A 20,894-nucleotide genomic window follows, 5' to 3' on the forward strand; every position below is an offset into this window, starting at 1 on the left:
ATAGCTGCCTGTACGCGGCTGTCAATTGGCATCGCTCGCTTGCTGCAGCCTTAACGACTTGCCTTAAAAGCGCTCTTGTTCCTAAGGAGCCCTTTTTCCCGGGCCGTCCTCCCGCCGGTCTTCAAGAGTTTCGCCGGATGGCTCGTGGCTATTTCTCCGTCCTGTTCCACATGTTAACCCGCATCGCATGACGGGGGGATTTCTACGGAGGCGCGCGGCCCGGCGCGCATTTGTGCGGGCGGGCGTCGAGCGCGACGGCGGGCGATGGGCGGCTGCGGCTGCGCAATATCGCCGTTACCTCCGCTATCGCCCCGATGATTTCGCGATCTGGGTGCAGCTTGGCCACATGCTGGGCGAGAGCGGCGATCCGGCGGGGGCCGACCAGGCCTATCGGACCGCGCATGCGCTGAACCCCGACGACGCCGATCTCGCCTTGTGCCGCGGGCACCTCGCCCGGCGCGGCGGCGATATCGAGGCGGCGATCGCCTTCTATCGCCGCAGCTTCGAGATCGACGGCGACGAGCGTGCCGCGGGCGCGCTGGCGGAGCTCGAGGCCGAGACCGGCTGCGAGTCGGAGCCCGAACCGGCGCCGGCCCATGGCGGGCGGCTCGACGGCTGGTTCGAGCGGTCGGTCTCCGGCGTCCTGTCGGAGGAGGGCGTGGACGATCCCTGGGTCGTGTTCCGCGCCGGCGACCGGCTGGTGGGGCAGGCGCGGCCGGGCCGCAACGAGGACGGTGTGCTCGAATTCCGCGCCACGCTCGATGTCGAGCTGGGTGAGAATGGCGAGGGAGTCGAGGTGATCGCCCGGCGCATGCCCGACGGCGCCATGCTCGAACCCGGACCGATCTTCCTCTTTCCGCCGTCGCGGCATCCCGCCGACCATGCGGTCGCCTGGTCGGTCCCGGCGGAGATCGTCAAGCCGTTCGACCTGCCGGCCGGGCGCGAGGTCGCGCTGTTCGTGACCCATTCGCGCTCGGGCAAGGTCAAGCCCAATGTGCTACCCTATGTCCGCGCGCTCAAGCAGGCGGGGCTTGCCGTGTTCCTGGTCGCGACGGTCGACCGGCCCGTCGACCTCCCGGCCGAACTGCTCGACAGCGTCGACGCGGCGATGGTCCGTCGCAATGCGGGCTACGACTTCGCCGCCTGGGCGCATGCGCTGAAGCTCCATCCCCGGCTGTTCGGGGCCGCGACCCTCTATCTCGTCAATGACAGCGTCGTGCCGGCGGCCGACGGCGCGCGGATCGGCGCGATCGTCGAGCGGGTCCGCCGCAGCGGCGCCGACCTGATCGGACTGACCGAGAGCCATGAGTGGCGCTGGCACGTCCAGAGCTACTTCCTGGCGATCAAGCCGGGGCTGCTCGCGTCCCGCTCGTTCCACGGCTTCATGGACGACGTCCGGCTGCTCACCCGCAAGGATCACGTCATCCGCGCCTATGAGGTGCGGTTGGCGGAGATCGCCGAGGAGGCCGGCCGTTCGGTCGAGATACTCTTCCCCAGCGCGACCGCGATCAACCCGACCTTGTTCGGATGGCGCGGGCTGGTCGAGCAGGGCATGCCCTTCGTCAAGGTGCTGCTGCTGCGCGGGACCTTCGACGCGATCGACATCGGCGGCTGGCGGGAAGTCCTCGCCGATGCGGGGTTCGACGTCGCGCTTGCCGAGGCGACGATCGCGGCGGGGGCGGAGGAGGGGCCGGTCGACGACGGCGGCCGTCTGCTCGCGCGGCGCCTGCCCACCGGGCTGCAGGCCGATCGGCCGCTCAAGGTCGCCTTCTTCGGGCCCTGGAACTACGACAACGGCCTCGGCCATGCCAGCCGCGGGATCATCGCCGCGATCCGGCGCACCGGCGTCCTGCTCAATCTCCATCCGGTCAAGCGGCCCTTCCACATCCACAAGCCGCTGGTCCCGCCTACCGACATCCTCGACTTCGAAGGCGTTCCCGACGTCGCGATCATCCATCTCAATCCCGACAGTTGGCATCTGCTGACCGACGAGCAGCACGCGACGATCGCGCAGGCGAAGCGCCGCATCGGCTATTGGGTGTGGGAAATGGGCCATATCCCGCCCGCCTGGCGCCGCAATTTCGGCGCGGTCGACCGGATCTGGGCGCCGAGCCGCTATTGCGCCGAGCTGTTCGCCGCGCAGGGCGGCGTGCCGGTCGACGTGGTCCCGCACGCCGTGCCGGTGGGCGAGCCGGCGACGGTCGATCGGGCCGGTGTGCTCGCCCGGCTCGGCCTGCCCGCCGATCGCCGGGTCATCCTCTACATATTCGACGGGTCGAGCTACCTGGTCCGCAAGAACCCGGCGGCGCTGGTCCGCGCCTTCTCGGCTTCCGGCCTTGCCGCGCGCGGCTGGTCGTTGCTGCTCAAGACCAAGCACCTCCACGACCGGCCGGAGGAGGGCGAAGCCTTCCGCGCGCTCGCCGAGGGGACCGAGGGCGTGGTGCTGATCGACCGGCCGATGGCGGCCGAGGAACTGGGCGAACTGAGGGCGCTCGCCGATCTCTACGCCTCGCCGCACTGCTCGGAGGGTTTCGGCCTGACGATCGCCGAGGCGATGGCGGCCGGCAAGCCGGTGGTCGCGACCGATTTTGGCGGCAGCCGCGACTTCCTCGACGCGTCGGTCGGCTGGCCGGTCAAGGCGCATCCCTGGCGGCTCGAGCAGGATTTCGGCCATTATGCCGAAGGCGGCGATTGGGCACGGATCGACGAGCCGGCGCTCGCCGCCACGCTCGCGCGCGCGGCCGATGCGATCGAGGCGGGCGACGATGTCAAAGGCGCCGCTGCCCGCGAGCGGATCGCGGCGCAACTCTCCTACGAGGCGGTGGCCGAGCAGGTCGCGGCCAGCCTGGCGGCGCTGCGCGAGATGCCGGCCGGTGGCGGCGGCGTCCATGTCCAGCCCAATCTCCTGGCCGGCATGCCGGTCGAACAGGCGATCCTCGGTCCGGGACTGAGCCTCCTTGCCCTGGCACCCGACGGCGCGCTCGATAGGCCGCTGCCCGACGACCTGCCGACCGACCGGGACGCGTGGATCATTCTCGCGCCGCGCGGCGCCATCCTCGCGCCGATGATCGAGCGCGACTGGCGCGAGGCGGCCGATGCCCGGCCCGACGTCGGCATCTTCTATGGCGACGATTTCGCGGCGGGGGCCGAACGCGGGCTCGATCAGCTCCGGCTGAAGCCCGCCTTCGACCTGACCCTCCTCGCGGCGCAGGACTATATCGGCGCGCCGCTGATCGTCCGCGCCTCGGTGCTCGCTGAACTGGGCCTGCGCGCCGAGATGGGCACCGCCCTGCTCGACGACCTGCTGCTGCGCGCGCACCATGCCGGCGTCTCGATCGAGCGGGTCGCCAAGGTCCTGCTGCTCCATCCGGGGCCGCGGCCGCAGGCCGATCCGGTGGTCCGGCAGGCGATGCTCGCGGCGCAGCCGCGCTTCGTCCACCATCGCTTTCGTCCCGGCCGCGCGCCAGGCACGCTGGCGCAGGAGCGGTTGTTCGGCCGCGATCATCCGTCGGTGTCGCTGCTGGTTCCGACACGGCGAAGCAAGCTGCCCGGCGGGCGCACCGCCTATGTCGAGCGGCTGTTGAAGGCGCTGGTCGCCACCGATTGGCCGATGGACCGGCTGACCGTGATCGTCGGCGACGACGTCGCGGGTGAGCCGGCCTGGACGAAACGCGCCTGGCCCTTCGCGCTGCACCGGATCGAGACGCTGCGCGGCGACGACGAGCCGTTCAACTATGCCGCGAAGATGAACCGGCTGTGGCGCGCCGCCGAGAGCGAGCAGATCGTGATGATGAACGACGACCTGCTTCCCACCGAACCCGGCTGGCTCAAGGCGCTGATCGGCTTCACGATGGACGAAGGCGTCGGCGGCGCGGGCGGACGGCTGCTCTATGAGGACGGCCGGCTCCAGCATGCCGGCATCGGTCCGCTGTTCGGCGCGATCGCCCATGTCTGGGCGGGACGCGAGACGGTCGCGGGCAGCTATCAGGACTGGGCGCTCGTCCAGCGCGAATGGTCGGCGGTGACGGGCGCGCTGTTCGCGACGCGGCGCTCGCTGATGGAGGAGGTCGGCGGCTTCGACGAGCAGTTCACGCTCGAATATAACGATATCGACCTCTGCCTGCGGCTGCGCGCGCTGGGCTATCGGATCGTCTGCACGCCCGAGGCGGAGATGGTCCATGCCGAACGCGCCTCGCGCGGCGACATGCCTGCCGGCGGCGACCAATATGCCGCCTTCCACCAGCGGTGGAGGCGCTGGCTCGATGACGATCCCTCCTGGCATCCAGGTCTCAACCGGGACAGCTTCGAGATGATGCCGATCGATGACCCCGGCGCCTGGTATCGCTGAGAAGGGTATAAAAGCCTAGGCTCGGACGGGCCGAGCCGCTAACCGCTTGCCATGGCCACGCAGAAGCCTTTCGCCGACGATCAAACCGCTTCGGGAGCGGAGCTGCCGCCTGCCTTCGACGCCGGCTATTATCTGTCGGCCAATCCCGACCTGGCGATCGCCGCCGATGCGGCCGCCGACCATTATGCCGCGACCGGCCGGGCCGAGGGCCGGGTCGCCTCGCCGCTCGCGCTGCGCGAGAATCTGATCGGGCTGATCGCCGACGGACGCTCGGTGCTGGAGATCGGGCCGTTCTGCCGCCCGCTGCTGCGCGGGCCGAACATCGCTTATCTCGACGTGCTCGACGCTGGGCAGCTGCGCGCGCGGGCGGTGGAGGTCGGTGCCGATCCGGCCGGATGCCCCGCGCATATCGACTATGTTGGCGGGCTGGAGCAGGTGCGGCGGCGCTTCGACGCGGTGATCAGCAGCCATGCGATCGAGCATCAGCCGGACCTGATCCACCATCTCCAGCAGATCGAGCGGATATTGCAGGCTGACGGCCTGTTCTGCCTGATCGTCCCCGACAAGCGCTACTGCTTCGACCATTATATCGCCGAGAGCACGATCGCCGACGTGATCGAGGCGCACCGCGAACAGCGGCGGCGGCACAGTCTGGCGAGTGTGATCGAGCATCACGCGCTGACCACCCATAATGATCCGCGGCTCCACTGGGCCGGGGACCATGGCCCCGCCGTCCGGGCCGACCGTGTGGCGCAGGTGGAAAAGGCGATGCGCAGCCATGACTTCAATCCCGGCCGCTATATCGACGTCCATGCCTGGTATTTCACGCCCGACAGCTTCCGCACGACGATCGAGACGCTGACGGAACTTGGGCTGATCGGCCTCGAGCTGGCCGGGGTCTACGACACCGTGCGCGGCCGCAACGAGTTCTGCGCGGTGCTGCGCCTCGGCGCGGCGGCGCGGGCGCGGGTGCGCGAAGGCCGTGACGAGGGCGGGGTGCTGTTCCTCCAGACTGCCGACGCCGAACATTATGCGCCGATGCTGGCGATCACCGCCGCCGGCGTCCGCGAATATTGCCGCCGGCATGGCTTCGGCTACGAGAGCTTCCTCGGCGTCAAGCGCGGCTTCCATCCCTGGCAGGCGACCTTCAACCGCATCCCGATGCTGGAGGAACTGGTCGCGCGCGGCTTCACCGGCTGGGCGGTCTATCTCGATGCCGATGCCTATATCCAGGATCTCGATTTCGACCTGGCCGCCTATCTCGCCGACAAGGGGGATCGTGCCGCGATCTTCGCGACCTCGGGGGTGACGGGCGAGCATTGGGACGTCAATGCCGGCGTCGCGCTGATCAACCTCGGCCATCCGCTCGGCCGCGAGCTGGTCGCGCGGTGGAGCGCCGCCTTCGCCGGGCATAGCGACGAGACGCTGCGCGACGCCACGGAATGGATGGGCGCCGGCAACGACCAGGACTTGCTGCACAAGATATTGGAGCGGGACGAGGCGATCGCCCGGGCCGTGCTGGTCGAACCGATGAGCCTGCTCAACGGACCGCAGGCCCGTTTCATCCGCCAACAGTTGCGGACCTTGGGCCCGACCCTGGAAGCCAGGACCGAGGCGTTGGCGAACGCGGTTTCCGCCGTCCTCCGCAACAATGGCGGCGGGCCGGTTCCCGCGACGGAGGCGGACCAGCGCTGGGCGGCGCGGTTCGCCCATCCCCAGGGACGCTTGCCGTCGCTGGTCGAGGCGCCGGTTCCGTCGCCCATGCTCGAACTGGCGGCCGGAATCGCCGGCATATGGTCGGCGGCGGGCGGCGCCGAGGAGCAGCCGCCCGGTTATCAGCGCGACCTGGCCGATCGCCTGCATGCGGGCGACGCCGGGGCGGTCGCCGCGGAACTGGCGGCGCTCGGGCGCGCGCGGTCGGCGCAGGGCTTTCTCGGCGGTGCGCGGCAGCACGAGCGCGCCCGCGATCCCCGCTTCGCCGACCGGCTGGCGCGCTGGACCTATGACAAGCTCGTCTCGCTGGCCGAGGCGGTAGGCGTGCTGCGGCTCGAAAATCCGGAAAATGGCGGCTGGGGCGAAAATGCGCTGACCGACCCGGCCGAGCTGTTCGCGGCGGTCGAGGCGGTGCTGGACGCCGACCTTGCCCCGCCGGCATCGGTCGGCGGTCACCTCGGCATCGCGGTGGGGCGCAGCATCATCCTCCACATGCGGATGCTCGACGCGATCCATGCGGCGTGGCGGCTCCGCCAACTCGCCGACATGGCCGGTCTCGGACGCGACGCGTGCATCGCCGAGATCGGCGGTGGCGCCGGGTTGACCGCCTATTATGCGTCGCGTCTGGGCCTGGCCCGATACCGGCTGTTCGATACGCCGACGATGAACGTGATCCAGGCCTATCTGCTCGGCGGGGCGGCACAGCCGCAGCCGCTCGCCGGCTTCGCCGCGCAGGCGCCGGGATCGGTCGATATCCTGTTCAACAGCGATACCCTGCCCGGGATGGAGCGGTCGGCGGCGCTCGCCCATCTCCGCGACGCAGAGCGGATCGGCGTCCGCCACATCCTCAGCATCAACCAGGAAGCCGCCGTCCCCGGCCAGGCTCCGCTATCCGAACTCCTCCGCGAGACCGGCGGCTACCGTCTCGCCTCCCGCCATCGCCATTGGCTGCGGGCGGGTTATGTCGAGGAGCATTATCTCCGGACCTGACATCGCCGCTTCGCCTATCGGCAGGGCGTGTAGAGCATCACCCGGATCTGCTCCCAGATCGGCGAGGAGAATTCGAGCACATACTGACCGCCGAAATCATAGGGCGCGGCGTTCAGGTCGAGGCAGCGGAAATCGCCGAAGTCGATATCGATGTTCCTGGCCGTGTCGAGCTTGTTGAAGGAGTTGGTCAGCAGGCATCTCGGATAGCGGCCGAACAGCTCGTCGCGGTGGCGGAAGACTTCCCGGTCCGGCAGATGCTGGAGCACGTCCTTCATGATCAGGAGGTCGGCGGCCGGCACCAGCGACAAATCCTCCGGCATCAGGTCGAACGAGACCTGCGCGCTTCCAAAGCGCTGCCGGTTGCGCTCCACGACGCTCGGGACAACGTCGAAACCATGATAGCGGACACCGTTCCAGTTGATCAGCCGCGAGAATTGCCAATCGCCGCAGCCGATATCGACGACCGACCTGATGTCGTTGAGATGGATGAAGCGCTCCAGAAAGGCGCGATATTCGATCGTCCAATAGGGCAGCGACCCGTCGCCCGAATGCCCGCCCCAATGTGAATCATCGGCCTCGTAGTGACGGCGGAAGGCTTCGGTCAATTCGCTGTACGAACTCATGGATCGAACCGTTCCTCTTACTTTCACCATGTGCGCCTAGCCTATCGCCGAACGCGACGAAACCGTTCCAACCCTCGGCAGCGCGTGCGTTGGTGGCCGGCTTGCACCATTTTGGTTGCAACGCACAAATACGGTGGAACTGTATCAGCGACGCCGGTAGCATCAATGTTGTTTCTTCTTCAACGAGTTATGGCGACGATGACAGTAACGCTGGTCCAGACATCTGACGCGATCTTCTACTATCCCATGCTCGTCGAGACCGCCAGGACAGTGCGTGCCTTCTGCGCTCGTAACGGCTTCGCCTATGAGCAATATGTCGGCATCAAGCGTGGCCACATGCCGTGGCAGGCGACCTATAACCGGGTCTATATCCTGAAGGAGATGCTCGACCGCGGCATGCAGGGCTGGGTTCTCTATCTCGACGCCGATGCCTTCATTCAGGATCTGGACTTCGATCTCGGCCGCTACCTTGCCGAGCGGTCGAAGGTCGGCGCGATCTTTGCCGGATACAGCACCTGCGACACGGCGTACGACATCAATGCGGGCGGGTTCGCGATCAATCTCTCGCATCCCGTCGGCAAATCCATCATTCTGGATTGGTACCGGTCGGTGGCCGACGTCCCGTCCGAGATATTCGAGGGCGCGGTCCATTGGGAGCATGATCTCGCCAACGACCAGCATCTCCTGTGGCAGATCCTCAAACGCTATGTGGAGGAGCTCGACCTGTCCGGCGACATCATCTTCGAACGTGCGAACCGGAGCTATGTGAACAACGGTCCCTTCATCGTTCAACTGCTGCGTTCATTTTACGATAGCTATGCCGAACGGTTGGTCGCGTTGAAGAAGCGCGTGAACGAGGTCCTCGCGAAGGAAGAGGGGCTGGCCGAAGAGGAGGGCGCCGGCATCTACATGTCGACGCAGCATCCCAAGCTGGTGACCGCGTCGGGCCGCAAGACATTGCAGGGGATCGTATCGAACGCGCAACATGGCGGGCTCATGTTCGGGCCGTACATCCATGTTCCCGCCGGTCGATACAAGGCCCGCATCTTCGGCGAGGTGCGCATGGCGGAGGGGCAGACCCAACTCACGGTGCTGAGCGATGTGGCGACCGACCGAGGCTTCAAGGTGCCGGTCTCCCGCTATCTGGTCTTCGACGGACCGCGGCGGGGGATCGTCTCCGAATTGCGCTTCGAGCTGCCCGAGGACGTCCATGATCTGGAGGTGCGGCTGACGGTCGGGCCCGAGGCCGATGTCGTGCTCCATGCGATCCAGATTCTGCCGCTGCTCGGCGACGAGGCGCTCGATCCCGCACCGGAACCGGCCCTGGGCGAGGTCTCGCCGGCCTAGAGCGACTTCCAGGCGGATGGCTGATACGGGTCTCAGCCGCGCTGGCTGAAACTGTAGACCTGCGCCCAGTGCGAATTGGGATCGCGATATTCGGCGCAGTCGAAGCCGGCTCTATCGAATCGTCCGACCAGGAAATCCTTCTGGAAGCCCAGCTCCATCCAGCCGCGGATGCGCATGACCGCGACATTTTCCCAGTCGAGGCGAAAGCCCCACAGATAGGGCATGTCCGGGCACAGCACGTCGAAGATCGGTTCTCCGGCCATCAGGATCCGCCCGGTCGGCGTGAGCAGCTCTCGCAGCTTCGGGATCACCCGCTCGAAATCGAGGCAGTGGTGGAAGCTTTCATAGAAAAAGATCAGGTCATAGGCGCCGGGAACGCCCGCCGGATTATGGCCGAACTCGCCGACATGCGGATGGAGATCCACCTGATAGCGATCCGCCGAGGTCCGCACCGCCCGGCAGAAGGCGGGGTTGATGTCGACGGTGTCCACCTTCGCGCCGAGCCGCGCGAAGGAGAGGGCGGTCAGGCCGAAGCCTGCGCCATATTCCAGCACGCGCTGTCCCGGCGAAATGCCGCTGCGCATCAGGATGTGCCCCATCGCCATCAGCTGTCCGCCGGCGAAGCTGGTATCACCCGATGCATAGAAGGCCGGCCGGAAGACCGCGTCGAGATCGCCGATCTCGGGTGTGTCCTCGTTGCTCGCCGCCTGATAGCCGGAGCGATTGGTGATCGCTTCCCACAGACGCAGCATCTGGTCGAGATAAGCCTGGCCCGCTGGGTCCAGGGTGACGTCGAACCAGTCCGGAAGCTGCAGCGAATGGCCTTGCCAGCGCTCGCGGTCGCCCCGCTGGAAATCGGCGGCGACCTCGTCGAGCTGGTCGAGGGTGATCACCTTCGGCGCGGTGAGGCGTTGACGGTAGCTATCGCGGAACTCGTCCGATTGGAGCAGCGCGGTGAACAGGTCCGACCGACTGGCGAAATGGCGGTGATGCTCGATGACCTGCTCATTCTCGGGTTCCCGGCCCAGGATGACCCGATAGCCGGCGATGACGTCGTCCCTACCGAGCATCTCAGCCATTCCCGTCCGGAACAGCTTCCGGGCGGTCGCGCGCCACTTCCGCGCGGATTCGAGCCCGATGTTCCGGACTGTCGAGTAGCAGGCGGACGACCTCCGGAATGCCATGTTCCAACCCCCTTGCGGCGATGAGCTGCGAATAGCCGACGCTCCCCCGGTCGGCCTCGCGCTTGAGTATGATCCGGTAGAGCTCGGAGACGACCGCGTCCTCGACGCTGCCCGATCCCGTCCCTGCGGCCCTGTGGAAGATATCCGCGACGGCGGCTTCGATCTTGTTCGTCCGGCTGTCGATATCGCCGTCGAGCGAGTTGAGCAGCTGCCGGATGAAGAGGCCCTGATGATGGTTGAACAGCATCGGATCGACGAACAGCGCCGGCGCACGGAGGCCGGCATCCTGATCGAGCGCCTGGTAGAGCATGGTCTGATCGTTGTCGTGGTCCCAGACCGAGGTCAGCGTGCGCAGCCGTTGGTCGGGAACGGCCATGAACCGCCGCTTCCACTCGCGCACCAGGGCAACGCCCTGAGGATGGCCCAGGTTGAAGAAGAGCACGCCCGAATTGATGTGCCAGGGAGTGGTCTCGCCCGGGATGGTCGTCATGATCGCCGACCGGTCCTGCTTGTCGGCAAGATAAGCCTTCAGATCGAAATCGAGGTCGAAGACATAGGCGTCAGCATCCATGTACAGCGCCCAGCCGCGATAGCCGCGATCGATCAGCTCCTCGAGCAGGAATATTCTGTTGAAGGCGGCCTGCGCGCCGTGGAAGCCGCGCTTGACGCCGACGAAGCTTTCATAGGCGAAGCCGTGGCGGCGGCAATATTCGATCGCAGTGCGCGACGTGGCCCGCAACATGCGACTATATTTGAACGCATCCGAAGTCTGGAGGATCGTCAGCTCCAAACCCGCACTCCCCTGTCACTGCATCGACATGCCATCCCGCGGGTATACGCGGGAGAGCCGTCATCCATTCCCAGCTTTTCCGAAACTTCCTACAACGAGTGCTCGCGCACGCCGGCGACCAGCAGCCAGCCGATGCCATAGGCGATCATCAGCGACAGGAACACCGTCAGCAGCATCTTGCCGCGCTCCGGGAATTCGGATTTCACCGGCATGTTCGGATCGACCACGCGGACGATGTAGAGCTGCTGCTTCATCGCCGCGTCACGCGCCTTTTCCAGGTTCGCCGCGGCGACCTCATAGCGCTTCGCCGCGAATTCCTGCCGAATCTGGAGGTCCTGGTAGTTACCCAGCCGCGCCGCGGTCGATCCGCCGCCCGCGGTGAGCTTGCCCGCCTGACCGGCGACCTGCGCCTCGAGCGCGCGGACCCGCGCGGCGACGGCGACATATTGCGGGCTGGTCGGGGCGATGATCCCCTGCATCGCGCTGAGCTGCGCGCGCGCAGTGGTAAGCTGGCCCTGCAGGGTCGCGATCAGGCTGAGCTGGGTCTTGCCCGAGACCTCAGGGTCGATGTCGCCGCGCTGCTGGCGGAAGGCGGTGAGCTGGCGCTGGATGTCGAACAGGCCCTGTTCGGCCTCGCCGAGCTGGCGGCGCGCATTCTTCAGCGCGTCGGTCTGGCTGCGCCGGTTGAGCATGTTGACCCGCTCTTCGCCCATGCCCAGCAGCTGGTTGATGATCGCGTAGGAATCCTCCGGTCGGAACGAACGGACGCGCAGCGTGGTGATCCCGGTTTCCTGGTTGAACCGCACGTCCACCTGCTTGCGGTAGTAGCGCATCAGCATTTCCGGGGTCGGCTGCGAAAACCACAGCCGGGTGGCGATGTCGGCCTCCGGGCGGCGGAAGCGCTCGACCAGGTTCGCGCGCTGGTTGAGCAGGTTCACGGCCTGCTGCGAATCGAGATAGTCGTTGACGCTCATCGCTTCGCTGCGCGACTGCGACGCGCCGCCGCCGATCCCGAGCAGCTGGCTGAAGCCCATCGACGGCATCGGCGAGCTGTCCGCGGTGCGGACGATGAAGTGCGCCTCCGACTGATATTGGTCGGATGCGAACACATAATAATAGGCGGCGACGAGCAGGGTCGGCACCAGCACCACCAGCACGAACCACTTGTTGCGATAGGCCCAGCCGCGCAACATGTCCGGCCAGCGTTGCTCCGCGGCTTCCTGGCTGGCGTGGGGCTTGATGATTCCGTGCATCGATTGTCCGAATGAAACTGGCTGAAGAGTGCTTAGTGCAGGTGGATGCGATTGCGAACCCGCCGAATGCCGATCAGGCCGGTATAGGTGAAAATGGCGCAGTTGGCGATGAGATAGCCGGGGAACAGATGCTTGTCCGACGCGGTTTCGAACATGCCGTAGCGGGTGATCTCGAAAATGTTGACCAGCGGGAACCAGTCGGCCGCGTTCTGGATGTAGACGGGTAGCCATTCCACCGCGAAGAAGGCGCCCGACAGCGGCATCATGAAATAGGATATCGGGTGGACGAGCCGCTGCAGCGTCGGTTTCTCGAAGGTGACCGCAGTGACGTTCAGGCCCCAGGCGAAGGATATCCAGATCATCCCGGCCACGCCGCCGATCGCCCAGAGCGGGCGGGCGGGCGGTTCGGCGAAGCCGAGCAGGATGATGATCGTGTACAGCAGGACGAAGGTGGTGACGCACCCCGCCGCCTCGACCACGACGCGGGCCAGCGACAGGTTCAGCACCGATATCATCCGATGGTACATCAACGGCAGGCTGCTCTCCAGGATGCTCTCGGCCCGGTTGAAGATGCCGCGGAAGATGATGAAGACGCAGTAGCCGACCAGCGAGAAGGCGACCGGCGGCATCGTCGATCCGATATGGCCCGGCTGGAAGGCGTGGAGGGCGCCGATCACGGTCGCCAGCATCAGCGGCTCGCCGACCATCCACAGATAGCCGATATTGTTGCGGCCGAAGCGCGTGTGCAGCTCGCGCAGCACCAGCGCCCCGATCACGTCGAGCTGCAGGGTCAGGTCCCGGTAGAAGGAGGAACGGGTCGCCGTCATGCGCCGCCGCTCCCGCCGGAATCGAGTTCGCGAACCAGGTCAAGCACGGTCGCGATATGCGCGCGCCACCCCGGCGGTGTCCAGCCCCGCAGCCGCTCGATCTGCCGATCGCGCCGTTCGGAGCGGTCGGCGGCATAGTCGAGGATCATGTCCGCCCAGGCGGGACCGTCGAGCGGATCGAGGAATTCGGGGACCGCGCCGCCCGCTTCGCGCAGCGCCGGCAGGTCGCTGCAGATCGCCGGCGTCCCGGCCATCAGCGCCTCGGTGACCGGCATGCCGAACCCTTCGGCAAAGGACGGCAGCAGCAGCGCGCGGGCGTTGCGGAGCAGCGCGGCGACCCCCCGGTCGGACAGGCCCGCCAGCTCATGGACGTGGCCCCGGATCGCCTCGCATCGTTCGAGCATGTCGAGGACGTTCTCATTCTCCCAGCCGCGCCGGCCGACGATCGCCAGGTGCGGCGTCCGTTCGGGGCCCAGCGTCTCCGCCATCCGCCGCCAGACGTGGAGCAGCAGCAGGTGGTTCTTGCGCGGCTCGATCGTGCTCAGCACGACGAAATAGGGGGAAGGGAGGGGCAGCGGCCCGTCTCCGCCTTCGGGCAGCGGGTCGCAGCCGAGATGGGCGACCCGGATCGGCGGCGGTGTGGTGCCGGTGAGGAAGCGGGCCATCGAATCCGCGGTGGCCTGGCTGTTGGCGATCAGGCCGTCCGCCAGTGAGGCCATGGTGCCGATCCGCAGCCGGTGGGTCGCGGCGCCGTTGGGCCGCGCATATTCCGGGAATTCGATCGGGATCAGGTCGTGGACCAGGCAGATGAAGCGGGCCTGTTCCGCGCGCAGCTTGGCGCGGACGCGATCGGGGCGGTGCAGGTGATGCGGCGACGCCTGGACATAATAGCGGCGCACCCCCGGGGCGGGCCTGGGAACCGGACGGGGGGCGAGGCTGGCCAGCGTCCGCGCCGCGGCGATCGTCAGTGCCCCCCGGCCCGGCGCCGCGCGCTCCGCCCAGCGGGCTTCGGTCTCGTCGAGGAAGCGCAGCACCGCGGCATGCGGCAGCCGGCCGTAGACCCCGAACGGGTTGACCGCCGCGAAGCGCAGCCGATCGGGCACCAGGTCGAGAAGCTGGCGCGCATAGACCAGCTCGACCCGGTCGATGCCGGTCGGCATCGCGTGGAGCGTCCGCGACAGCAGGCGCGACAGGTCGAGGACGATCTCGACCCCGGCGGGCAGCAGCGGCGACGATGCGGCATCCCGCGGAGCAGCCAAGGTCGACATGGCGGCTGCTTTATCGCGTCGGACGCGCGCCGTCATCCTCTCCGAAGGCGTTGAGCGAATCGAGCCGGTTGAGCGTGATCGCCTCCAGGAAGTCCTGGCGCGCGCTCACGTCGTCGGTTCCGTGCAGGAAGAAGCCGGCCACGAAGAAGGTGACGATCGCGCCGTCGCCCGCCGCCAGCGGCGCGATCCGGACCGGCACGTCGTGGGAGGCGTCGGCGGCCGGTATCTCTATTGCGATCCACTTGCTCTCGTCGGCATGCAGGTCGCCCTTGAGCAGGATCGATCCATATTCGAACGACCAGAAGGACTGGACATGGTCGTCGCCGGTGAGCTGGAACAGCGCGCGCAGCGGCGGGTGGGGGCCTTCCAGCCGCAGCAGCAGCTCGCCGCCCTCGCGCCGGACCCGGCAGCCGCGATTCTCGGGCCAATGCCAGCCGAGATTGGAACGGAAGCCCTCGCCTGTGCGCATCCCCGTCCAGATGCGGATAGATTCGTTGCGCGTCAGGGGATGCCAGCGGCCGACGCGGGCGGTCAGCGGCGGCGGCACGGCGATGCCCTTGCCGGCGTCGCGCCCGGCGAAGCGGTCGAGCTCGTCGGCGATCTGGCCGGCGAGGTCGCTCCAGGCGCGGGGACGGAAGCCGGCGGCGATCCGTGCCTCGGTCGCGGCGCGATGGTCGGCGTCGAGGATCAGCTTCTCGGCCGCATCGGTCAGCGCCGCCACCGATCCCGCCTCGACATAGACCGCGAACGGGCCGCCCGCCTCGGGCAGCGACGCGGCATCGGAGACCAGCGGCACCTTGCCGTAGCAGAGCGATTCGGTGACCGGCAGGCCCCAGCCTTCATAGAGGCTTGGATAGACGGTGAAGAGCGCGTTGCGGTAGAGCAGCCCCAGCTCCTCGTCCGACAGGCGCGACAGCATCGACACCTTGCTCGCCAGCAGCTCGTCCTCGGCGAGGCGGGCATAGATGCGGTCGTTGAGCCAGCCGCGATTGCCGACGCAGACCAGCTGGGGCACCGCATCGGCGCCGTGGCGGCGGATCAGCTCGGCCCAGGTCTCGAACGCGACCATATGGCCCTTGCGCGATTCGATGGTGGACACGAACAGCACGAAGCCGCCCGGTGCGAGCTTCCACCGGTCGAGCGCCTGAGCGGGCAGCTCCGCCAGCGCCGGCTTGCGGAAATCGGTGTCGAGCGGGACCACCGCGATGTCGTCCGGATCGAGATGGTGGCCGAGCGTCTCTGCGACGGTGAGGAGGTCCCGCCGCGTCGCCTGCGAATTGACCAGGAAATGGTCGGCATGGTCGAACACGCCGATTACCCAGCTGATGAAGTCCTGGGTCAGCCCGCGCGTGCAATGTTCGGGCGCCATGATCGGGATCATGTCGTGGACGAACGGGATGTAACGGATGCCCCGCGTCGCCTTGGCATGGCGGACGTAGAGGAAATAATTCTGCAGCCACCAGCTCGTGCCGAGGTTGATCAGCGAGGCGCCCTGCGGGAATTCGAACGGGTCGGTCAGCGACAGGAACAGCCGCAGCCCGGCGACCGCCTCCAGCCAGGCAGGATCGAAGCGATCCCCGCCGGAGGTGCTGAGCCGCGCGATCGCGCGCATCCGCTCGACGGGCAGCTCGAGCCAGTCGTCGCGCCCGTCGATGAAGCAGCACAGCCGGATGTCGCGATCGCCACCGCGGGCGAGCGCGCCTTCGATCGTCTCGATCTGGACCCGCTGGATGCCGGTCGGCAGACGGGCATTGGCATAATAGCTGATCAGGTCGGAGATATCGAAGACCAGCGCCGGCTGCGTGCCGCTGGGCGCCGGCTGGTTCGCCGGCGCCATGTCCTCGGTGATCACGCTGCGGATCTGACCCAGCAGCGGCGCTTCGCCGGCGCGGGGCGGCAGCTGTTCGAACATCGTCCGGAGCTGCTCGATCAGCGCCCCGCGATCCTTGTGCGTCCGCGCCGCGAGCAGGCGGAGCAGCTCGTCGCCCTCGTGAGGCGCCTTCTCACCACCGTGCAGCGCGCGCAGGAAATGCAGGATCGCCAGATCGTCACGGCCGAGCTGCTTGTAGATATGCGCCATGAAGACATGGGTCTCGGCGAGGGTCGGGTCCAGCTTCGCCGCCTGGCCATAGGCCTCCGCCGCGGCCGCGAGCGCGCCCTGCTCCTTCTGCGCATGGCCGAGCTGGATCCAGATCGCGACGAGCGACGGCTGATCGTGCACCGCCGCCCGATAGGCTTCGGCCGCGGCCGCCCAGTCCTGGCGCGACCGCGCCGCATCGCCGCGCGCGACATGCTCGGTGGCGGCCACCGATCCATAGGCCGGGACGATCATCCGGCGGAGGCGGCGCACGAACGGGAGCTTCATCGCGACACCCGGAGCAGGACGCAGCCCGGCAAGCGTGCACGGTCATCGCTGTCGGCCGGCATCGACCGGAAAATATCCTGTAACATCAATGTCATAAATTGAATGACTAGGTTCCCCAACAGGAAAATCCTCGTAAAGGAGGTCGTGTCGCGCCGCAATATCCCCGCCATGTTTTCTTCATCGTGACAATTGCCGCTGGACAGCGGCGGTTGGGCCTGCGAACCGCGGGGCGGATCCAATCGGGAGCGATTTCTTGCCGGTCAAGCTCATCCACACCCGTCGTTTCGGCGATGATCGGGGTTGGTTCTCGGAAACCTATCATCGCCCGCGTTGGACCGCCGACGGTGCGGCGGAGGAGTTCGTTCAGGACAATCACAGCTATTCGAAGCATGTCGGCACGCTGCGCGGCATCCACTTTCAAGCGCCGCCGCATGCGCAAGCCAAGCTGGTGCGCTGCATCCGCGGCCGGATTCTCGACTATGCGGTCGATTTGCGCGCCGGTTCGCCGACCTATGGCCGCCATGTCGCGGCCGAACTGTCCGCCGACAATGGCGACCAGCTCTACATCCCGGTCGGATTCGGCCACGCCTTCGTGACGCTCGAGCCCGATAGCGAGGTGATCTACAAGGTGTCGGACGTCTACACGCCGGAAGCCGACGGCGGCATCCGCTGGGACTGCCCGACGATCGCGATCGACTGGCCGCTGCCGCCGGGTGGACCGGTTCTGTCGGACAAGGACCGGGCGTTGCCGCATCTCGCCGACTGGGATAGCCCCTTCGCCTATGATGGCGCGCCACTGCGGCCGCTCTAACGGAGAGACGATGCGTATCCTGGTCACCGGCGGCGCCGGCTTCATCGGTTCGGCGCTGATCCGCCACCTGATCGGTGAGACCGATCATGAGGTGCTCAATCTCGACAAGCTGACCTATGCCGGGGTGCTGAGCTCGCTCGATCCCGTCGGCGACAGCCCGCGCTACCGTTTCGTTCGGGGCGACATCTGCGACGGCGAGCTGGTCGGGCGGCTGCTTGCCGAGTTCCGACCGGACGTGATCGCCCATCTCGCCGCTGAAAGCCATGTCGACCGCTCGATCGACGGCCCCGGCGCCTTCATCCAGACCAACCTGGTCGGCACCTACACGATGCTGGCCGAGGCGCTCGCCTATTGGCGCGGGCTCGACGGCGATCGCCGCGACGGCTTCCGCTTCCACCATATCTCGACCGACGAGGTGTTCGGGTCGCTGGGCGAGGACGGCTATTTCACCGAGGCGACCGCCTATGACCCGCGCTCGCCCTATTCGGCGTCAAAGGCGGGATCGGACCATCTCGTCCGCGCCTGGGGGCACACCTATGGGCTGCCGGTGCTCGTCACCAACTGTTCGAACAATTACGGGCCCTATCATTTCCCCGAGAAGCTGATCCCGCTGATCATCATCCGCGCGCTCGCCGGCGAGCCGCTGCCGGTCTATGGTGACGGATCGAACGTCCGCGACTGGCTGTTCGTCGAGGACCATGCCCGCGCGCTGCGCGCCGTGTTCGAACGCGGCGTGCCGGGCGAGACCTATAATGTCGGTGGCGATTCGGAGCGCAGGAACCTGGCCGTGGTGCAGGCGATCTGCGCGACGCTCGACCGCCTCGCCCCGCGCGTCGACGGCCGCGCCTATGCCGATCAGATCAGCTTCGTCGCCGACCGGCCGGGACACGACCATCGCTATGCGATCGACGCGTCGAAGATAAAGGCCGAACTCGGCTGGGCGCCGCAGGTCCGTTTCGAGGAGGGTATCGAGCGCACCGTCCGCTGGTATCTCGACAATCGCGGCTGGTGGGGCGACATCCTCGCCGGGCGCTACGACACCGCCCGGCTGGGGCTGGCGAAGGCGTGACCCGCGCGCTCCTGGTCACGGGCGGGCAGGGGCAGCTCGGCCTCGAATTGGCACGGCAGGACTGGCCTGCCGATATGTCTGTACATTATCCGACGCGCGACGAGCTCGACATCGCCTCATCCGACAGCATCTCCGCCTATCTGCGCGGGCGTCGCTTCGATGCGATCGTCAACTGCGCCGCCTATACCGCCGTCGACAGGGCGGAGGAGGAGCGCGAGCTCGCCTTCCGCATCAATGGCGAGGCGCCGGGTCTGCTCGCCGCGACGGGCATCCCGCTCGTCCAGGTCTCGACCGACTATGTTTTCGACGGCAGCGGCGGCGGCTATTATCGTGAGGACGACCCGGTCGCCCCGCTCGGCGTCTATGGTGCGTCGAAGCTGGCGGGCGAGCGCGCGGTGCTCGCGAGCGGCACGCGGGCGGTGGTGCTGCGCACCGCCTGGGTGCTGTCGGCGCACCGCAGCAATTTCCTCAGGACGATGTTGCGGGTCGCCGCGACCAACCCGAAGCTGCGGGTCGTCGACGACCAGCGCGGATGCCCGACCGGAGCCGCCGACATCGCCGCGACGCTCCGCACCATCGCGCTGCGGCTGGTCGAGGACCCTGCCGCCCCGACCGGCGTCTATCATTTCGTCAATGCCGGCGAGGCGAGCTGGTGCGAGCTGGCGCGCGAGATCTTCGCACTGAGCGCCGCGGCGGGCGGCCCTTCGGCGGAGGTGGAGGCGATCACCACCGCCGACTATCCGACGCCCGCGAAGCGTCCCGCCAATTCGAGGCTCTCGACGGCGAAGATCATCACGGACTATGCTGTCCGTCCGCGCGACTGGCGTGCCGCCGTCCGCGATATCGTTGGTGAGCTTGTGGGGCCGGTGCCCCAGACAGGGGCGTAGTGGCGTGAAGGGGATCATCCTGGCGGGCGGCGCGGGGACGCGGCTCCATCCTATGACGATGGTCACGTCCAAGCAGCTCCTGCCCGTCTATGACAAGCCGATGATCTATTATCCGCTGTCGACGCTGATGCTGGCGGGCATCCGCCAGGTGCTGCTGATCTCGACACCGCGCGACGTCCCCGCCTTCCAGGCGCTGCTCGGCGACGGCAGCCAGTGGGGCATGGACATCGGCTACGCCGTCCAGCCCAGCCCCGACGGGCTGGCGCAGGCCTATGTCATCGGCGCCGATTTCATCGGCGGCGATCGCTCGGCGCTGATCCTCGGCGACAATATCTATTACGGCCATGGCGCGACCGACCTGTTCCGCTCGGCGATCGACCGCGAGGAGGGAGCGACCGTGTTCGCCTACCACGTCACCGATCCGGAACGGTACGGCGTGGTCGAATTCGACGACGCGATGCGCGCCGTGTCGATCGAGGAGAAGCCGGCGAAGCCGCGCTCGAACTGGGCGGTGACTGGTCTCTACTTCTACGATGCGGACGTGATCGAGATCGCCCGTTCGCTGAAGCCGTCGGCGCGCGGCGAGCTGGAGATCACCGACGTCAACAAGGCCTATCTGGCGGCCGGCAAGCTGTCGGTCGAGCTCATGGGGCGCGGCTACGCCTGGCTCGACACCGGCACCCCCGACAGCCTGATCGAGGCGGCCGAGTTCGTTCGCACGCTGGAGAAGCGGCAGGGCTTCAAGATCGCCTGCGTCGAGGAGATCGCCTATGGCCAGGGCTTCATCGATGCGGCCCAGCTCGAACGGCTTGCCGACGCCTTGGGCAAGAGCAGCTACGGGACCTATCTCAAAACCCAGGTGTTGAGGCGCTGATGCAGAATGCCCGATATATCGCCGCCGGCCTGAGCGATGCCGACATGCTGTGGCTGCTGTCCGTCGGCAAGCTGCGCGTGCTGCGTCCCGGCGAGACGCTGGTCGCGTCGGGCAAGCCGGTCAACGACCTGTTCTTCGTCACCGACGGCTTGCTCGAGGTCCGGCTCAGCGACGGGACGCGCGTGGCCGAGTTGCACCATGGTGACGTGGTCGGCGAGATGTCGTTCGTCGAACGCCATTCGCCGCTGGTCTCGGTCGTAGCCGCCGGATCGGAGCCGACCGAGATGCTCGCCATCCCGCGCAAGCTGATCCTCGACCGGTTCGAGCAGGAGCCGGTATTCGCCGCGCGTTTCTACCGTGCGCTTGCGGTGTTCCTCTCCGAACGGCTGCGCGAGACCACCGCCGCGGTCCAGGCCCAGGCGAAGAGCCTCCGCGACGACAAGGCCGACAAGGAAGCACGGGCGCGCTTCAGCCGCCTGTTCAGCAAGTCCGGGCCGTGATCGGATCGCCCCTCGCCCGTCATGCCGGCGGAGGCCGGCATCTCG

General features: G+C 67.4%; 15 protein-coding genes. 8 read left to right on the plus strand and 7 right to left on the minus strand.

What is annotated here, in order from left to right; translation table 11 throughout:
• The first annotated feature begins 232 nt into the window (after nucleotides 1-232).
• Both B5X82_RS06135 and B5X82_RS06140 read left to right on the plus strand, forming a co-directional pair.
• Nucleotides 233-4,348 (plus strand): glycosyltransferase, encoded by a 4,116-nt coding sequence (locus B5X82_RS06135; RefSeq protein WP_079647216.1) that lies wholly within the window; start codon nucleotides 233-235, stop codon nucleotides 4,346-4,348.
• A 51-nt stretch (nucleotides 4,349-4,399) separates the two neighbouring features.
• Nucleotides 4,400-7,051, plus strand: a complete 2,652-nt coding sequence (locus tag B5X82_RS06140; RefSeq protein ID WP_079647217.1) for a methyltransferase domain-containing protein — start codon at nucleotides 4,400-4,402, stop codon at nucleotides 7,049-7,051.
• Between the two features lie 14 nt (nucleotides 7,052-7,065).
• On the opposite strand, the gene B5X82_RS06145 is transcribed toward B5X82_RS06140, so the two are convergent.
• The gene (locus tag B5X82_RS06145; protein ID WP_079647218.1) at nucleotides 7,066-7,674 is read right to left on the minus strand and encodes a class I SAM-dependent methyltransferase; all 609 of its coding nucleotides are present in this window, start codon (nucleotides 7,672-7,674) and stop codon (nucleotides 7,066-7,068) included.
• A gap of 198 nt (nucleotides 7,675-7,872) precedes the next feature.
• On the opposite strand from B5X82_RS06145, the gene B5X82_RS06150 reads away from it, so the two are divergent.
• Nucleotides 7,873-9,021 (plus strand): hypothetical protein, encoded by a 1,149-nt coding sequence (locus tag B5X82_RS06150; protein WP_125725103.1) that lies wholly within the window; start codon nucleotides 7,873-7,875, stop codon nucleotides 9,019-9,021.
• Nucleotides 9,022-9,053: 32 nt separating this feature from the next.
• On the opposite strand, the gene B5X82_RS06155 is transcribed toward B5X82_RS06150, so the two are convergent.
• The 6 genes from B5X82_RS06155 to B5X82_RS06180 form a co-directional block, all read right to left on the minus strand.
• The gene (locus tag B5X82_RS06155) at nucleotides 9,054-10,091 is read right to left on the minus strand and encodes a class I SAM-dependent methyltransferase (RefSeq protein WP_079647220.1); all 1,038 of its coding nucleotides are present in this window, start codon (nucleotides 10,089-10,091) and stop codon (nucleotides 9,054-9,056) included.
• Nucleotide 10,092: 1 nt separating this feature from the next.
• Entirely contained in the window at nucleotides 10,093-10,947 is an 855-nt protein-coding gene (locus tag B5X82_RS06160; RefSeq protein ID WP_235862611.1) for a glycosyltransferase family protein, read from the minus strand.
• A gap of 137 nt (nucleotides 10,948-11,084) precedes the next feature.
• The gene (locus tag B5X82_RS06165) at nucleotides 11,085-12,248 is read right to left on the minus strand and encodes a lipopolysaccharide biosynthesis protein (protein WP_079647222.1); all 1,164 of its coding nucleotides are present in this window, start codon (nucleotides 12,246-12,248) and stop codon (nucleotides 11,085-11,087) included.
• A 32-nt stretch (nucleotides 12,249-12,280) separates the two neighbouring features.
• Nucleotides 12,281-13,075, minus strand: a complete 795-nt coding sequence (locus B5X82_RS06170) for an ABC transporter permease (RefSeq protein ID WP_079647223.1) — start codon at nucleotides 13,073-13,075, stop codon at nucleotides 12,281-12,283.
• Nucleotides 13,072-14,343, minus strand: coding sequence for a glycosyltransferase family 4 protein (locus B5X82_RS06175; RefSeq protein ID WP_079647224.1), 1,272 nt, complete (start codon nucleotides 14,341-14,343; stop codon nucleotides 13,072-13,074). Before B5X82_RS06175 ends, B5X82_RS06170 begins: the two co-directional genes overlap by 4 nt.
• 10 nt (nucleotides 14,344-14,353) lie before the next feature.
• The gene (locus B5X82_RS06180; RefSeq protein WP_079647225.1) at nucleotides 14,354-16,708 is read right to left on the minus strand and encodes a glycosyltransferase; all 2,355 of its coding nucleotides are present in this window, start codon (nucleotides 16,706-16,708) and stop codon (nucleotides 14,354-14,356) included.
• Nucleotides 16,709-16,961: 253 nt separating this feature from the next.
• Here B5X82_RS06180 and rfbC point away from each other — a divergent pair, with 253 nt between their 5' ends.
• Genes rfbC through B5X82_RS06205 form a run of 5 tightly spaced genes read left to right on the plus strand, consistent with a single transcriptional unit; the run spans nucleotide 16,962 to nucleotide 20,849 of the window.
• Entirely contained in the window at nucleotides 16,962-17,519 is a 558-nt protein-coding gene (gene rfbC / locus B5X82_RS06185) for a dTDP-4-dehydrorhamnose 3,5-epimerase (RefSeq protein WP_079647226.1), read from the plus strand.
• 10 nt (nucleotides 17,520-17,529) lie between these two features.
• Nucleotides 17,530-18,588 (plus strand): dTDP-glucose 4,6-dehydratase, encoded by a 1,059-nt coding sequence (rfbB, locus tag B5X82_RS06190; RefSeq protein WP_079647227.1) that lies wholly within the window; start codon nucleotides 17,530-17,532, stop codon nucleotides 18,586-18,588.
• Entirely contained in the window at nucleotides 18,585-19,475 is an 891-nt protein-coding gene (rfbD, locus tag B5X82_RS06195) for a dTDP-4-dehydrorhamnose reductase (protein WP_079647228.1), read from the plus strand. The genes rfbB and rfbD overlap by 4 nt, the downstream gene beginning before the upstream one ends.
• Before the next feature lie 4 nt (nucleotides 19,476-19,479).
• Entirely contained in the window at nucleotides 19,480-20,349 is an 870-nt protein-coding gene (gene rfbA, locus B5X82_RS06200) for a glucose-1-phosphate thymidylyltransferase RfbA (protein ID WP_079647229.1), read from the plus strand.
• Nucleotides 20,349-20,849, plus strand: a complete 501-nt coding sequence (locus B5X82_RS06205) for a Crp/Fnr family transcriptional regulator (RefSeq protein WP_079647230.1) — start codon at nucleotides 20,349-20,351, stop codon at nucleotides 20,847-20,849. Before rfbA ends, B5X82_RS06205 begins: the two co-directional genes overlap by 1 nt.
• Nucleotides 20,850-20,894 lie beyond the last annotated feature (45 nt).

The organism is Rhizorhabdus histidinilytica (genome assembly GCF_900167915.1).
Lineage (GTDB): Bacteria > Pseudomonadota > Alphaproteobacteria > Sphingomonadales > Sphingomonadaceae > Rhizorhabdus > Rhizorhabdus histidinilytica.

What these genes read in the sequence shown, in the direction of transcription:
- B5X82_RS06140 (WP_079647217.1), top strand. Translation starts at nt 4,400, where the DNA reads ATGGCCACGCAGAAGCCTTTCGCCGACGATCAAACCGCTTCGGGAGCG.
- B5X82_RS06145 (WP_079647218.1), bottom strand. Translation starts at nt 7,674, where the DNA reads ATGAGTTCGTACAGCGAATTGACCGAAGCCTTCCGCCGTCACTACGAG.
- B5X82_RS06150 (WP_125725103.1), top strand. Translation starts at nt 7,873, where the DNA reads ATGACAGTAACGCTGGTCCAGACATCTGACGCGATCTTCTACTATCCC.
- B5X82_RS06155 (WP_079647220.1), bottom strand. Translation starts at nt 10,091, where the DNA reads ATGCTCGGTAGGGACGACGTCATCGCCGGCTATCGGGTCATCCTGGGC.
- B5X82_RS06160 (WP_235862611.1), bottom strand. Translation starts at nt 10,947, where the DNA reads ATGTTGCGGGCCACGTCGCGCACTGCGATCGAATATTGCCGCCGCCAC.
- B5X82_RS06165 (WP_079647222.1), bottom strand. Translation starts at nt 12,248, where the DNA reads ATGCACGGAATCATCAAGCCCCACGCCAGCCAGGAAGCCGCGGAGCAA.
- B5X82_RS06170 (WP_079647223.1), bottom strand. Translation starts at nt 13,075, where the DNA reads ATGACGGCGACCCGTTCCTCCTTCTACCGGGACCTGACCCTGCAGCTC.
- B5X82_RS06175 (WP_079647224.1), bottom strand. Translation starts at nt 14,343, where the DNA reads ATGTCGACCTTGGCTGCTCCGCGGGATGCCGCATCGTCGCCGCTGCTG.
- B5X82_RS06180 (WP_079647225.1), bottom strand. Translation starts at nt 16,708, where the DNA reads ATGAAGCTCCCGTTCGTGCGCCGCCTCCGCCGGATGATCGTCCCGGCC.
- rfbB (WP_079647227.1), top strand. Translation starts at nt 17,530, where the DNA reads ATGCGTATCCTGGTCACCGGCGGCGCCGGCTTCATCGGTTCGGCGCTG.
- B5X82_RS06205 (WP_079647230.1), top strand. Translation starts at nt 20,349, where the DNA reads ATGCAGAATGCCCGATATATCGCCGCCGGCCTGAGCGATGCCGACATG.